Annotated in this window: 13 protein-coding genes; 9 read left to right on the forward strand and 4 right to left on the reverse strand. The window is 49.5% G+C overall.

Going from position 1 to position 15,610, the window contains the following annotated elements; translation table 11 throughout:
• Positions 1-72: 72 nt before the first annotated feature.
• From G6041_RS11495 to G6041_RS11525, 8 genes are all read left to right on the forward strand, one after another.
• Positions 73-363: a host-nuclease inhibitor Gam family protein gene (locus G6041_RS11495; RefSeq protein WP_014728205.1), complete on the forward strand. Its 291-nt coding sequence runs from the start codon at positions 73-75 to the stop codon at positions 361-363.
• Positions 363-1,463 carry an AAA family ATPase gene (locus G6041_RS11500; protein ID WP_014728204.1) on the forward strand — a complete coding sequence of 367 codons (1,101 nt, stop codon included), beginning with the start codon at positions 363-365 and terminating at the stop codon, positions 1,461-1,463. The genes G6041_RS11495 and G6041_RS11500 overlap by 1 nt, the downstream gene beginning before the upstream one ends.
• Complete coding sequence (locus G6041_RS11505) at positions 1,460-1,768, forward strand: DUF7740 domain-containing protein (RefSeq protein WP_014728203.1); 309 nt, start codon at positions 1,460-1,462, stop codon at positions 1,766-1,768. The genes G6041_RS11500 and G6041_RS11505 overlap by 4 nt, the downstream gene beginning before the upstream one ends.
• 7 nt (positions 1,769-1,775) lie before the next feature.
• Positions 1,776-2,432, forward strand: coding sequence for an MT-A70 family methyltransferase (locus G6041_RS11510; RefSeq protein WP_014728202.1), 657 nt, complete (start codon positions 1,776-1,778; stop codon positions 2,430-2,432).
• A gap of 128 nt (positions 2,433-2,560) precedes the next feature.
• A complete protein-coding gene (locus tag G6041_RS21445) occupies positions 2,561-2,770 on the forward strand; it encodes a hypothetical protein (RefSeq protein WP_014728201.1) in 210 nt (69 codons plus the stop codon).
• Positions 2,725-3,903, forward strand: a complete 1,179-nt coding sequence (locus tag G6041_RS11515; RefSeq protein ID WP_014728200.1) for an Arm DNA-binding domain-containing protein — start codon at positions 2,725-2,727, stop codon at positions 3,901-3,903. The genes G6041_RS21445 and G6041_RS11515 overlap by 46 nt, the downstream gene beginning before the upstream one ends.
• A gap of 259 nt (positions 3,904-4,162) precedes the next feature.
• Positions 4,163-4,411 (forward strand): hypothetical protein, encoded by a 249-nt coding sequence (locus G6041_RS11520; RefSeq protein WP_014728199.1) that lies wholly within the window; start codon positions 4,163-4,165, stop codon positions 4,409-4,411.
• 3 nt (positions 4,412-4,414) lie between these two features.
• Complete coding sequence (locus tag G6041_RS11525; RefSeq protein WP_014728198.1) at positions 4,415-5,233, forward strand: hypothetical protein; 819 nt, start codon at positions 4,415-4,417, stop codon at positions 5,231-5,233.
• A 384-nt stretch (positions 5,234-5,617) separates the two neighbouring features.
• On the opposite strand, the gene G6041_RS11530 is transcribed toward G6041_RS11525, so the two are convergent.
• The 4 genes from G6041_RS11530 to G6041_RS11545 are packed head-to-tail and all read right to left on the reverse strand — an operon-like array spanning position 5,618 to position 13,079.
• The gene (locus G6041_RS11530; protein WP_012123976.1) at positions 5,618-8,749 is read right to left on the reverse strand and encodes a type I restriction endonuclease subunit R; all 3,132 of its coding nucleotides are present in this window, start codon (positions 8,747-8,749) and stop codon (positions 5,618-5,620) included.
• Entirely contained in the window at positions 8,749-9,936 is a 1,188-nt protein-coding gene (locus G6041_RS11535; RefSeq protein ID WP_012123975.1) for a DUF4268 domain-containing protein, read from the reverse strand. Before G6041_RS11535 ends, G6041_RS11530 begins: the two co-directional genes overlap by 1 nt.
• A complete protein-coding gene (locus tag G6041_RS11540; RefSeq protein WP_054628652.1) occupies positions 9,929-11,380 on the reverse strand; it encodes a restriction endonuclease subunit S in 1,452 nt (483 codons plus the stop codon). The genes G6041_RS11535 and G6041_RS11540 overlap by 8 nt, the downstream gene beginning before the upstream one ends.
• Positions 11,370-13,079, reverse strand: a complete 1,710-nt coding sequence (locus tag G6041_RS11545; protein ID WP_012123973.1) for a class I SAM-dependent DNA methyltransferase — start codon at positions 13,077-13,079, stop codon at positions 11,370-11,372. The genes G6041_RS11540 and G6041_RS11545 overlap by 11 nt, the downstream gene beginning before the upstream one ends.
• 337 nt (positions 13,080-13,416) lie before the next feature.
• Here G6041_RS11545 and zorA1 point away from each other — a divergent pair, with 337 nt between their 5' ends.
• A complete protein-coding gene (gene zorA1 / locus G6041_RS11550; protein ID WP_012123972.1) occupies positions 13,417-15,606 on the forward strand; it encodes a type I Zorya anti-phage system protein ZorA1 in 2,190 nt (729 codons plus the stop codon).
• Positions 15,607-15,610 lie beyond the last annotated feature (4 nt).

The following is a 15,610-nucleotide window of genomic DNA, read 5'->3' on the forward strand; positions in this document are numbered from 1 at the left end:
TGCCCTCACCGGCAGAGCCACGCACATCCCGAATAACGTGGCGATATATTTACAGCATTCACAGGAGACAGCATGAGCGCTTATTTCATGCATGACCGTATCGAAGAGGAATCCTGGCAACAACATTACCTGAACACAGCGCGGGAGCAAGAAATAGCAGAACTGGCTGATTTATACGACCGGCAAATTAAATTTCATCATCTTCACGAAATGCTGAGCAATACGCAGGCAGACCGGGCGGTGCTTAAAGCGGTATTCGACGACGTTAATTTTCAGGAAAAAGCGGGAGAGTTCCTTCGGTATTCCGCAGAGCTTCTTGCAGAGAAGCAGACTGAATTAAATATAGAAATGAGGAAAGAATAATGGCCCTTTTTCAGCGCGCTACAAATACCCAGGCTTTTCTGAAAGCCGGAATCATGGGTTTCGCCGGAGACGGCAAAACCTACACCGCCAGCGAACTGGCGATCGGCCTCGTTCTGCTGATGCGCCAGCGCGGGCTTGCAATGGGTGATAAGCCGGTAATGTTCCTCGATACGGAAACCGGCTCTGACTGGGTAAAACCCCGCTTCGATGCTGAAAACATTGAGCTTTACACAGCCAAAACCCGCGCATTCGTGGATCTGATTGCCGCGGTAAATGAAGCGGAGCAAAGCGGCTCGGTATTGATCATCGACTCTATCAGCCATTTCTGGACGTGCTTATGCGATGAGTACGCAACGCGCCGCAAACGCAAGCGCGGCCTTGAGTTCTCAGACTGGGCGTGGCTGAAACAGGAATGGCGACGTTTTACCGATCGTTTTGTTAACAGCCAGGCGCACATCATTATGTGTGGCCGCGCGGGCTATGAGTACGACTTTTTCGAAGGCGACGACGGCAAGCGCCAGTTAGAGAAAACCGGGATCAAGATGAAGGCCGAAACCGAGACGGGTTATGAGCCTTCAATCCTGATCCAGATGGAAAAGCAGATGGATCTTGAGTCCGGGCAGGTATGGCGCACCGCGCGCATTCTGAAAGACCGTTCTACTCGCATCGACGGCCAGACGTTCTCAAACCCGACGTTTAAACATTTCCAGCCGCACATTGAATTTCTGAATCTTGGCGGCACGCATTTAGGTGTGGACACCTCCCGCGACAATGGCGAGCTGTTCGCCGACGACGGCCAGCCAACCTGGCAGAAAGAGAAGCGCGCCAAAGAGATCGCCCTTGATGAGATTGTGGAACTGCTGAACAAACATCACGGCGGCACCAGCAACGACGCGAAACGCGCTAAAGCCGACATTCTGGAAGAGGTGTTTTGCTCCCGCTCATGGGAACGCATCAAAGGCATGGACTGGCCGACCATTAAAGCCGGTCGCGAGGCCATGTGGTTAAAGCTGGAAAACACGCCGTATCAGTTCCCTGATCCGTCCAGAAAAGCACAGGAAGCAGCAGCCCCGGAATTTGATGAGGATATCCCGCAATGAGCCTTAAACACCGCATCCCGGAAATGATGAAGCACATCGATCGTGATGAGTTTATTCGCGCGACAGATGAATATGCCGACCTGCTTATCACGATGTGTCTCTGTATGCGTATCGCTGGCCCCACGCGGGCCAATGTTAAAGCCTGCGCCCTGGCGCTAAAGCAGCGCCTTAAAACGAGCCACAGCCAGCAGAAGCTGGCCGGGATTCTTCGCAGCCCCGATCCGGTAGGCCAGTTTCTCACGCTGCGCCGCGAGGTAAACCGCGAGAACGCGAAAGTGGGCATCCCTGCTGATCAGTTTCTGTGAGGTAGCCGTGAAGTATTCGCTTATCTATGCAGATCCCGCGTGGAGCTACGGCAACACAGTAAGCAACGGCGCGGCAGCCAGCCATTACGACACCATGAGCTTGATCGATATGAAACGCCTCCCTGTGTGGGAGCTGGCCGCAGAAAACGCCGTTCTGGCGATGTGGTACACCGGCACCCACAACCGTGAAGCTATGGATCTGGCCGAAGCCTGGGGCTTTACGGTGCGCACCATGAAGGGCTTTACATGGGTTAAACTCAACCAACTGGCAGAGCAGCACATCAATAAAGCGCTGGAAGCTGGCGAAATTGAGGATTTTCACGACTTTTTGCACCTGCTTAACGCGCAAACGCGCATGAATGGCGGAAACCATACGCGGGCCAACACCGAGGATCTTCTTATCGCTACCCGCGGCGCCGGGCTCGAACGCAAAGATGCCAGCGTGAAACAGGTTATCTACAGCCCGTTAGGCCGCCATAGTGCGAAACCCTGGGAGGCCCGCCATCGGTTAGAACGTCTCTATGGTGACGTGCCGCGCATCGAGTTATTTAGCCGTTCAGCGGCGCCAGGCTGGGATCACTGGGGCAACCAGTGTGAATCCTCCGCTGTTCAGCTTCTGCCTGGCTGCGCCGTTGAGGTTCGCAGGAAGCGCAGCATGACGTGATTTCTCGACGCGTGCTGCGCAGATAGTACGAAAGCCAGATGAAGGCATTAGGCGTGAAGTTGGACGCTTCATCTGGACGCATGGAGTTATCAACGGCGTATTTTTAGAACGCCAGGAGGAAATTAACTATGAGTCTTGATTGCGTTCCCCTATCGACCTATTGCAGGGAGGCCGGAGAAACGGTGGATGCCGTTAACAAACGGATACAACGGGGATTATGGAAGGAAGGAGTACATGTATTAAAAGTCGATGGCGTTAAAGAACGCTGGATTGACTTAACGGAGGTTTCAAAGTGGGCAAGAAAGAACAAGGATCATTATCTCTCCCAAGAGGGGTAACTATTCGCCATCACAAAACAGGCGATACCCTGGTAATCACTTTTACGTATAAAGGGGTTCTGTGCCGCGAGCCCCTTTCCAAAATGGAGGCAAACGCGCGGGGTGTTAAGTATGCTGCGCGGCTGCTTGGGGAAATACAAAATCAGATCGCCCATGAAACTTTTGAGTATGCGAAATACTTCCCTAATTCCAAAAAACTGGAGTTATTTGGGGTTACGAAGAAAACAAAAAATATTAAGTCTTACCTGGACGAGTATCTCAAAATCTGCCAGAACCGTAACTTGTCTCCGTCGACTATTAACGGCTATGAAAAGTGCCTGTCGGCGCTGTCAGCTTTGCATAAACTTCACGTGTCGGAACTGACACCTGCGGTTCTTAAAAACTGGATAGCCAGCCGGAAAACAAAACTGAAAACGACCAGGAATAACCTTTCGTTTCTGCGCAGCGCCATCGATGAAGCTGTTACGGATGGCCTGCTGACCATTAACCCGGTAACCCTCGTCAGCGCCAGCCGGTACCACGTGATCGACAGCAAACCGAGCCCCGACGATTACGAGGTTGACCCGTTCACGCCAGCGGAAACCCTCGCAATTTACCAGAGCTGCAGGTACCCGGAATGGGAAAACCTGTTCCGGTTCGCATTCAACACCGGACTACGTAGCTCTGAATTGTGCGCTATACGCTGGAAGGATATCGACTTTATCGGAAACACCGCCCACGTGCAGATGGCCAGCGTCGTAGGGGTACTTAAATGCACTAAAACAAAAGCCGGTACCCGTAAGGTTGAGCTAAACAGTGAGGCGCTGGCAGCCCTGCTGGCGCAGAAACAATACACCTTTATGAAAAGCGAGTTCATATTCAGCGACCCGAAAACGGGAGAGCCTTGGGCGAACGCAGACGCTATCCGAAAAAAAGCATGGGTGCCAACCCTGAAAAAAGCTGGCGTTCGGTACCGTAATCCCTACCAGACCCGCCATACATTCGCCACCAAACACATCAGCCAGGGAGTAAACCTTTTCTGGCTTGCAGGTCAGATGGGGCATAAGGGTCCAGAAATGCTGTTCCGCAATTACGGATCATATCTGGCAGTGTACGACGGTCGTACATCGATAAATTCTGCTATATCGTCATGATCAAAATAAATTAGCTTTCATAGCTTCCCGTTAGCCTGATGCCGTGTTTCAGCAGCCCGTCGCACTTTTTGGCTTGCCAAGCCTTGTGGCTCGCATCTATGTTATAAGTGAACTTGACACCAGCCAGGTGGTCAAAGTTGTAGGATTGAACGGGCTACTTTTAACCAATAAGTAGGTTATGCTACAATCCCGCGCCCTTTTCCATATGGGGTTAAAGAATCTCAAACGGAGTATTTGAGGTTAACAAAAGGAGGTCTTTATGTCAGAACTAGTCATGAAGATGTTTGGTTTGAGCGGCTTTGTCAAAGGCGGACAAGCAATGGCAGAGCGTTTGAAAAAATCAGGTGTGAAGAACATCAAAGTCGTTGGTCGTGGTGCTGTAATCGTCGACGGCTCAGCAAATCCTGAAAAAATAAATCGCCTTAGAAAAGCTGCACGTAAGTATATCGAACAGGATGCAGAGGCTGTGGCCGCAGCCAAAGCCAACATAAAGGACAGCGACGATTAACTAATGTTTGCACTACTCATTATACCACTGTTAGTCAGTGGTTCTTTATTAGTAACATCGCCGCACAACATCAAACTCTTCTTCCGCTTACACAGATACGATGGCCAGCTTCTTTACATGAAGGTGGCCACGTACGGTTTCTATGCATGTCTTTCATCCGTCATCGTTGCATACTCTATTAAGTACCTTTTCCCTGACTTAAATTTTGCAACGTGGCTCTCACATCTCATAGATGGAAGTGCTGACCCTAAAGAAAATCGCATAACCTCATGGCTTATTCTGTTATCAGTGACAACTGTGGGACTTGCATGGCTTTGGTTGCAGTACTGCCGGCTTCGTATTTATATTGCCGCCTGGCTAATTACTCCAGAACCGAAAAACGATGAAAACCTCAGTTTCTCTAAGCAAGTCATAAGGCTAAACGAGTTAGGTAAACTTCTCTCTGATGGTTCACTTGGGCAATTATTTTTCGATTCGGCGACTGAAGACAGACCTGTGTTGGTAAGCCTGAAATGTCGAAAGATTTATGTTGGTACCGTCAACATGATAAGCGAACCCAACGAAAAGCAAGGACCAAACCTAGAAATCTCGATTAGCCCCATCATGTCCGGATACAGGGATAAAGATACGCTCAGGGTTCTTTTCTCAAACGACTATAATGACCTTGAAGATGTTGATACCAGTATAATTTTTCCCATCAGCGAAGTATCGCATGCGTCTTGGTTCAATATGGACATACATGAGAAAGTCGATAACAACCGCGAGGTGAAGCCGGTAAGCAACAGGAAGGCAAAGCGTAAATATGGCAGAAACAGAAAATAAAGATCGCGAAAGCGGTCTTTTTTCGCCCGGCAGTGCTGATTAATCACATGATTCCAGTAAAACTCTGGACATTGTCGGGACACTAATACGACCACAATATGCACGCAAAGTGCACCAAAATCATTATGAATTAAATAAAAAACTATTATTCAACCACTTAATCACACCTCAGACATGGGTTCAACTCCCGCCAGCTCCACCAAAATTCTCCATCGGTGATCACCAGAGTCATCCGATGAAGTCCTGAGAGCCCGCACGGCGCAAGCCCTGCGGGCTTTTTTGTGCCCTCAATTTGTCCCGCGAAGTCCGAAGAGAACTAATTAAATCCGAACCTTTTAGGCACCTTATACAAAAGGGGACGAGGATCCCCTTTTGTAAGTAAATCTAAATCGTCCAGCTGTTAGAGACGACCTCAGCTTGTTTGAGAATCAACTCTACAGCATGAGGTGTTTTATCTGGTGGATACTTATACTTACGCAACGTTTGCCGAACGAGGATACGCAGTCTGGCTCGTACGCTTTCACGCACTTGCCAGTCCACCGTTGTTGACTGGCGTAATTTCAATGTAACTTCAACGGCCAGTTTCTTAAGGACATCATCCCCAAGCTCCCGTACAGCACTTTCGTTTTCAGCCAGAGCATCATAAAACGCAATTTCGTCAGGGTTGAGCCCCAGCGCCTCATCCCGCGCCATCGCCTCCTGAAATGACTTTGCCATCGCAATCAGCTCTTCAATCACCTGTGCCGTTTCAATCGCGCGGTTATTATATTTGAGCAATACTGCTTTCAGACGGTCGGAATACTTCTTCTGCTGTACGACGTTATTGCCGGAACGGGCATGGATTCCGTCATTAAGCAGTTTTTCCAGAAGTTCTACCGCCAGGTTTCGCTGCGGCATTTCCCGCACCTCTTCCAGAAACTCATCGGACAACAAGCCAATATTAGGTTTATCTAACCCGATCAAGGCAAACAAATCCTCTACACCGGTTGCGACAACGGCGTTATCAAGAATTTTACTTAACAGGGAGTTTTTCTCCGATTGGCTAAACTTTGCTGCCGGATTTAGTTTCAGAAGCGCCACTCGGATTGCAGAAAGAAAGGCAAACTCTTCTTGCAGTGGTTTCGCTTCATCCAGTGTATTACAAAGCGACCATGCTTTAGTCATTGCCAGCGAGACATCGAGGTAGCGTTTTTTACCTTCATCCAGTCCCAAAATATAGTTCACAGCGTCACGCAAGAAGGCCAAAGGATCTCGAGAGAAGCCCTCGTATTTAAAACCTGGTTTTCCTGCTGAGGGGGAAAACATGCCATGGATGATATCGAATTTTTCCAGCAATACCGCAAACGCTTCTCTGGCATCCACAGTCGTCTGGCCTTTGCCTTTTGAATCAGTATAAGTTTTCAGCGCCTGCTTAAGCTCATTCGCAATGCCGATATAGTCCACCACCAGTCCACCAGGCTTATCCCTAAATACGCGGTTAACACGAGCAATCGCCTGCATTAAATTATGTCCACGCATCGGTTTGTCGATATACATGCTGTGACAACAAGGGGCATCAAACCCGGTCAACCACATATCACGCACAATCACCAGCTTTAGCGGATCGTTCAAATCTTTAAAGCGAGATTCAAGGCGCTTTTTGGTCTGTTTGTTATAGATATGCGGCTGGAGAACATTATTATCCGATGCAGAGCCGGTCATAATGACTTTTATCGCGCCCTTTTCAACATCCTCGCTGTGCCAGTCCGGGCGGATTGCCACGATAGCATCATAAAGCTTGACGCAAATATCGCGACTCATGGCGACAATCATCGCTTTGCCGGTCATAGCTGCATTGCGCATTTCAAAATGTTGAACCAGGTCAGCAGCGACCTGCTGAATTCGCGGCGCTGAACCTACCAACTTTTCCAGACGGCTCCAGTCGCCTTTCGTTTTCTCTTGCTGCCCTGTCTCTTCATCCTCTACCAACTCATCGACCTGCTCCGAAAGCGCTTCGAGCTCCTCATGATTCAGGTCGAGTTTTGCCAGGCGTGATTCATAGTAGATAGGCACCGTAGCGCCATCATCCACGGCATCCTGAATGTCGTAGATAGAGACATAATCACCAAATACGGCACGGGTATCTTTATCTTCCGAGGCAATTGGCGTTCCGGTAAACCCCATAAACGAGGCATTCGGCAGCGCATCGCGCATATGTTTTGCGTAGCCATATTTATAAAGGCCGGTTTCACGGTCCAGCGTGGCGCTCAGGCCGTACTGGCTGCGATGTGCTTCATCAGAAATGACCACGATGTTGCTGCGTGTGTTGAGAGCCGGATGGCTCTGCTCACTGTCGCGCGGAGCAAACTTCTGCACGGTGGTAAAAATGATGCCGCCAGATTCGCGGGCATTCAGCAACTCGCGCAATTCCTCGCGGTCATTGGCCTGTAATGGCGTCTGCTTGAGTAAGTCCTGCGCCTGACAAAAAGTGGCATAGAGCTGCCCGTCGAGGTCGTTCCGGTCGGTTACCACCACAATGGTCGGGTTGTTCATCTCCGCCTGTTGCAGCAGCTTCCCGGCATAGCAACACATGGAGATGCTTTTGCCGGAGCCCTGGGTGTGCCACACCACCCCCGCTTTTTTGCTACCGGGGGTAATGTTACTGCGCAGCGGCAGATGTTTGCCAGTAGACGCCACAATCGTAGCTGCGACGGCTTCACGCACGGCGTGGAACTGATGATAAGCGGCTATTTTCTTGATGAGTCGTTTGCCATCATTTTCAAACAGAACAAAGTAGCGAATATAGTCGAGCAATAACTCGCGATTAAAAAAGCCCTGAACGACGGTTTTTAACTGCCAGTCAAACTGTGGCTTATCGTCCTCATTAGAAATGGTTTTCCATGGCAGAAAGCGCTCTTCATCAGCGGTCAGCGAGCCGATACGCGCATTTTGCCCATCACTCACCACCAGCGCTTCGTTGCAGATAAACAGATCGCTGAGTTCGTTTTTATAGGTCTGCAACTGGTTAAATGCGGCCCAGATATCAGCATTGGCATCAATCGGGCTTTTCAGCTCAATCACCGCCACCGGCAGGCCGTTGATATAGCCAATCACATCCGGGCGCCGTACCTGTTTTGTCCCCTGAATGGCAACCTGGTTGACCACCATAAAGCGGTTACTGGCTGGATGGTTAAAATCCATCAGCAGCGCTTTATCATGAACGACTTTATTCTCACGCTTGTACTCAACCGGCACGCCATCGAGCAGCAAATGCTGAAATGCTTTGTTGCTGATGACCAGATCCGGGCTTTGCGCATGGGCGACACGCAGTATCACCTCTTCCAGCACGGCAACAGGAAGATGGGGGTTGATGCTTTGTAGCTGTTCCAGCATCACCGGGCGCAGAAACACATCATGAAATGAAGCACGTAGCGGGTTATCGCCATCCGGCGCAATGTCTGGCCCGTGCAGCACTTCCCAGCCCTGTTCAGCAAACCATTTCAGGCATTGCTGTTCTAAATCGTCTTCGCTTAGCATCAGGCTTCCTCTGTCTCAGGTTCTTCCGTCTCATCCGGCGCGTTGGAAATCTCTTTGAGCGCCATATTCAGTGGGGCGATAAAGGGATCGAGCGCTTTTTCAAACGCCGTCAGGTTGACCAGCAGCCAGTCGATCATCTCGGGCCAGTTAGCTTCATCAAGGCTAATCGCAGGACTGGCACAGGAAATCCGACACGATTTTTTACCTGGCAGAGGTTCCCACTTAAGCGCATGGCCAAAGGCGTTTTCTATTGTCTCTTTGCGCTCATGCAGCCAGTTAAAAGCAAAGGTATTACTCTCTGCGGAGGCTTTGGCAATCCACAGCTCAACACGAATCTCTTTTTTACTGAAAATCAGGTTATACGACACGGCGCTAATGCCAGAACCTGCACTAAGCCAATGATCAGTGGACGGGCTGATATTGTTATACAGAGTACAAGTGCTGGCTTTGAGACGCTCCAGCATCTTTGTCCAAAAGTCTTTACGCATCAATTGAACCGGTTTTACCCCGCCGCTGACGGATTGCTCTTCCGCCTCTTTTTGCGCCATGCCAATCATGTAAGATTCAGCTTCCGGTGTGGGAATCACCTGGCGGATATCAACGAATACATCGTCGTTGAATTTATAGGGTGTAACCTTAAAGCACTGCACGCGCAGACCAAACTGCATCAGCCAAAGGGCGGTGTTGGTCACCTCTTTGCGAAAGCTGGCTGCGACCATGATGATTCGCTGTGTACGACTCTGATTGATTAAAACTTCATCCAGCGTTTCATATTCGAGGAATTCAGCAAGCACCTCCGCCGCCGGACGGGTCTCTTCCGGCTCGTATTTGTCGAGATAGAGCTGAAAGATGTCGAGGATCTGTTCTTTGCGCAGATTGGCGCAGTAACCGGCATATTTCAGCGCCTGCCACACCACATCACGCCCGGAGTCATCGAGTTTGTTCTCGATGATCACCAGGTTGCCTTTTTTATCCAGCGCCAGCAGATCGAGGCGCTCTTTGGTGTCGTCAAAACCGGCGAACTCTTTCTGGATGATCAGCAGTTCGTCGTCATTATCACGGGTTAGCGCCTGCGGATTTTTCGCCAGCCACTCCTGCAGGTGATAGCGTTCGGTAAAACCGAGGCTGCTGAATGACACTTCTTGCAATGAATGCAGGCTGTTGGTGGGCTTATCGACTTTATACATTTTCCGCCTCGCTTACCGCCTGCTCGGCTTCCGGCAGGGTGATTTCGCCAGAGAGGAGTTTGGGGAGAAGGGTGTCGCGGAGTTGGGTTAACTTTATATTCTCAGAAGAGTGCATTAATTTAACAAAAGGCAGCGTTGTTTTGTAAAACAACTTTAAAATTTCGGATGGCGCAACAGCAACCATCTCATTTTCTAAAAACACTTTTGTCTGAAAATTACTAATCCCAGTACTTTGATTTTGATATAACCATGTTTTTCCGTCTTGATAAATCCTCTCAAGATAAAGGCCCAAAACCATGCCTAATTCCTTACTCTTTGGACGGAAAAGTCGGCAAAAACTGGCAGGCTCCACAGGTAGTGATAGTCGCTTAAGAATCTCATTAGTAACATAGATAGAACGGCCTGTGGGTTGAGTCGGGCTACCTCCTGATACTTCAATAACAATATCACCAGCATTTAGACTACGTGTTTTTAATTTTTTTTCTTCCACATAACGAAAAGGAACATTGCTATCCTGGCAAGACTTTATATTAGGTATATCTGTTCCTCGAATAATACGCACTGGCATTTTATGCTTATCATCAGATTCATCTTTACCCCAGTCTCCCCCGATTGTATGAGATAAAAGCTCTCCAAAAGGTTGGAATTCCCACCCTTCCGGAATCTCCCCCAACTCACTCTCCTGCATCGCAGACGGAAACAGCTCTGCCGTTGCTTTTAACTCAGCATATTGCTCTGGGTGTTCACGCTCAAAAACCGCCAGCGTATCAGCATCTTTCCCGGAAATCGCTGACATGGCCGCAAGCGTCGCGTCTTCCTGCGAACCGCCCGCTTCCAGCACTGTCATTTTGGCTTTTACCGGTTCAAAATCGACAAACCAGCTTTTGAACAGGGCTTGCGCCATTTGTTCGAGGGTTTGGTTGATTTTTTTATTATGCGTTATCTTGCGATCAAGAGACCCCAACACTAAAGCACATTTTTCTTGATGTTTAACTGGAGGCAGAGTGATAGTTAAATCCGCAAGACTTCTACCAGTTAAGTGTTTAATTGTTGTTCCAGTGAAATACGGCTCTAAAGAGCCTGTTTTACCCGCCAATAGGAACCAGTAATAAAGATACTTAGTAACTAATCCAGGTAATGTCCTAATGCGATGTAAGGCTTTTTGGATTTTCATATTGGGAATTTCATCTTCCCATATAGCACATCGGCCAGGCTCGCCACCTTCACAAACTACTAAGTCGCCTTTTTTTAAAGCGTAGCGTTCATGTTCAGTATCTTCGAACTTCATTTCAGCTAGATTGCTAAAATCAAACTCACCCCAACGCACATTACTATTACCTAAATATGGATGGAATGCTCCCTTGTTCTTTTTTTGATCAAGCATTTTACCTAAACATGAATCTATGAAGTCGCCTAAGCGGACTTGCTTCCACTCAGAACTCATAGCCCAGCCCCCCCAGATTCGCCTTAATCTGCGCTTCCAGCTTCGCGCTCTCTTCCAGCTGATCTTTCAGCTGCGCCGTCAGTCGCGCCATCTTCTCGGCAAAGGGTTCATCGTCTTCTTCCTGCTCGGCGGCACCAACGTAGCGTCCTGGAGTCAGCACAAAGTCGTTTTTTTGAATATCTTCCAGCGTTGCCGAGAAGCAGAAGCCGGCCTCGTCTTCGTAGTCTTTATCCGCCTGCCACTTATGGAAGGTGTCAGCAATCTTCGCGATATCCTCGCGGGTGAAATCACGCAGCACGCGGTCTTTCATAAAGCCAATCTTACGGGCATCGATAAACAGCACTTCGCCTTTACGGTGCGCTTTGCCGTTGCCGCCGGTTTTGTCTTTGGTCAGGAACCAGATGCAGGCAGGGATTTGGGTGTTGGTAAAAAGCTGGCCCGGTAGCGCTACCATACACTCCACCAGATCGGCTTCGATCAGGTTGCGGCGGATCTCGCCTTCATTGTTGGTGTTAGAGCTCATCGAGCCATTGGCCAGCAGCAGCGCCATCGAGCCTTTTGGTGCCAGGTGGTGGATCATGTGCTGCATCCATGCGAAGTTAGCGTTGCCCTGCGGCGGCGTGCCGTACTTCCAGCGCACGTCGTTTTCGAGCTTCGCGCTCCACCACTCCTTCATGTTGAACGGCGGGTTTGCCATCACGAAGTCGGCACGCAGATCCGGGTGCTGGTCGTCCAGCAGGGTGTCGGCGTTTTTAGTGCCGAAGTTAAAGTCGATGCCACGGATCGCCATGTTCATGGCTGCCAGACGCCAGGTGGTCGGGTTAGATTCCTGGCCGTAGACGGAGATCTTCTGCTTCTGTTCAGCGGCGTTGTAGTGCTTCTCGCCCGCATGCTCTTCAATAAAGCGATCGCTGGACACAAAGAACCCGCCGGAGCCCATCGCCGGGTCATACACGCGGCCGTTATAGGGTTGGAGCATTTCGACGATCAGGGTCACGATGCTTTTTGGCGTGTAGTACTGGCCGCCCTGTTTGCCTTCTGCCAGCGCGAACTGGCCGAGGAAATATTCGTAAACGTGACCGAGAATATCTTTGCTCTTAAGGCTCAGCTTCTCGCCGTTATATTCCGGGTTGCTGAAGTTGGCATCAGAGAAGGTATTAATCAGCCCGGTTAACACCTCGTTGCCCAGTTGATACTGACTGATACGGTTAAGAATGCCTTTCAGTTTGGGGTTGGTTTTTTCGATTTCATCCAGTGCGTTGTCCACCAGCCAGGAGACGGAACGCAGCTTCACATCCTGCCCGGTGGTTTCATCCACCCACAACACGGTGCCGGTTGGCAGCATGGCTTTGTTTTTCAGCGTTTCCCAGCGCGCGGCTTTCGGCACCCAGAAGACGTTCTTCTCGGTGTAGTAGTCTTCTACTTCGAGCTCATCCAGCAGCGCCTGCGCGTACTCTTCGTCACTACTGTAATCGTCGCGAGAAATCGCATAGATATTGTCAGGGTTGCCGACATCACGAAATAACGTCATCAGCTCTTGCTGGCGCGCCTCGAAGGCATCGGACACATACTTCAGAAAGATAAGCCCCAACACCACATGCTTGTAATTGGCGGCATCCATGTTGGCGCGCAGTTTATCTGCGGCCTTCCAGAATTTGTTATCCAGTTCGTTCAGGAACTGTTGTTCAGCGTTGTTCATGAAAATTCCTTGATAGCTCGCAGCGCTAAAGCAGTCATGCTCCAGCGCAAATTCAGGTTTGGAATCTGGTGCGCAAAATGATACCGGGAACGGTAATGATTACAAACGACACTGCGTAAAGAAATTTGCATTTGAGCGTCAAATGATAGGAAACTATCTTGCCATTCCTTTTGAGCCCCCTGCTTTCACCGTTCATCCCCTGAACGGACGGGGCTGTTTGTGAATTGTGGAACGGTACAACAATGACTATCTCAGCATACAAATTTTGGTTAAAGATAAACCAAGAATTGTCGATGGTAATTATGGGTGCTGGCTAATATATTCAACGGATAAAACTATGTCATGGCTTAATTCTTTCTTGCTGACGCTTACTTCAGTTCAACCTCATAACGTACCAATTACTGTTGGCATTCTTGTTGGCGTGGCCTTTGGTTGCTTTATTTACTTTTATTTGTTCAGAGCCATAAAAATTATTAACGGTCTGAAAAAATATACACACTCAATTAATAGCCTCGAAAACACCGCGCCAGTCGAGCAGCTTGATCATCTGCGAAACTTGTTCCAGAAGCCTGAATTCAGGCATGCGTGGAACGAATTCGAAGAATCGTTGCACCCTCAACGTGAGCTGGAAAACGGTGAAGAGACAATTGTTCGCGTTCGGGCCACAGCGCCAAGCGCCAGTTTCTTCTCTGAGCAGCAGCTTATTGATATTCCGCTGAACACCGAATTTTTTAAGCACTTACCCGGTATTCTGACCGGCATAGGTATTATCGGCACCTTCTATGGCCTGATGATAGGCCTCAATCATTTCGACCCCAGCACTCCAGAGCAAGTCTCCAGCAGCGTCAATAATCTGCTGCACGACGTGTTATACGCTTTCCTGGGGTCAGCCGCCGCCATTTTTGCTTCTATTGTAGTGACTTGGATTGAAAAGCTATCTATCGCCAAATGCTACAAATATCTGGAAAAGTTTACTGCTTCGCTCGACAAACTCTATATCAGCGGTGTGGGTGAGGAGTACCTCGCCTCGCTGGTGAAATCAAGCAATGACAGCGCGACACAAGCTCGTCATTTAAAAGAAAGCCTGGTCACCGATCTGCGCGATATGCTGCTGCATCTCACCGAGAGTCAAAAGGTTGAAAACGAACGACTGGCGAATACGCTAAGTGCTACCTATCGTGAATCCGGCATGCAGTTCGCCGATCAGGTCAGTGGTGCTATCGAAAATAGCCTGAAGTCTCCACTTGATAAAATTGCGGGTGCAGTTCAGACCGCCAGTGGCGATCAAAGCGGTATGGTGCAGAACATGCTGCAGGATGTGTTGACGGCGTTTATGGCGAAGCTCGATACCACATTTGGTCAGCAATTTACGAACCTCAACGACATGATGGGACAAACCGTTGGCGCGATCCAAACGATGCAAAGTGGTTTCTCTGCTTTGTTACAGGACATGCGTCAGGTCAGCGACGATTCCCGTCAGGGGAGCGCGCAGTTAATTGAACAATTGTTAGCTGAAATGAAATCCGGTCAGCAAGCCATGCAGGCAGGCATGAACGATATGCTTACCAGCCTGCAGGCATCGGTCGCCAGAATCGGCGCCGAAGGCGAAGGCGCAGGTGAGCGTATGGCTCGACAGCTTGAAAAAATGTTCGCTGACAGTGAAGCCCGTGAAAAGGCTCAAGCTGAACATATGGCTGCCTTTATCGAAGCCATTCAGAATTCAGTGCAGCAAGGGCAAAGCGCCACAATGGAAAAAATGGCGTCCTCCGTTGAGGCACTTGGCGAACAGCTTGGCGGTCTGTTTAGTCAGATGGACAAAGGCCAACAACAGATATCTGCACATCAGCAAGCAAATCAGCAGTCGCTGCACGAACAGACACAGCGCGTCATGGGTGAGGTTGATGATCAGATTAAACAGTTGATCGACACCGTTTCGCAGCAACATAAGAGCACCACTGAAACGCTGCGCCAGCTTGCGGAACAAACCAACCGACAAATTCAGGATATGCAACACGGCGCAGACAAAATGCGAGTGGCGGCTGAACGTTTCGAAGAGGCAGGTGATCGCGTATCGCAAGCCAACCACATTACCGTTGATGTCCTGAATAAAGCGCAATCGGCAGGTTCAACCCTTTCCGGCGCTACCAGCGAGCTTACTTCTGTCGTGGCAGATTATCGTAACAATCGCGAAGCCATTAGCAAATCTATCGCCATGCTCGAGCTGCTCGCTGCCAATACACAATCTGAACAAACCACCCGTAGTCAGTTTATTGCCGATCTTAAGCAACATGGCGAGCGTTTACAGAGCTATAACCGGGAAGCGCAGACCTTTATGGATAACGTCAGTGATGTACTCGGCAAAGGTTTTGAAGACTTCGCTGAAGGCGTATCACGTAGTCTGGACAAGACGCTTGGCAAGCTGGACGTTGAAATGGCGAAAGCTTCCACTTTGCTTGCAGGCGCTGTTGAACAAGTCGGAGAAAGCATCAGCGAGCTTGATGATGTCCTGTCCCGCGTTCGTGTCTGAGAGG

It is taken from the genome of Cronobacter sp. HA18003 (assembly GCF_011605905.1).
In the GTDB taxonomy this organism is placed as follows: domain Bacteria; phylum Pseudomonadota; class Gammaproteobacteria; order Enterobacterales; family Enterobacteriaceae; genus Cronobacter; species Cronobacter sakazakii.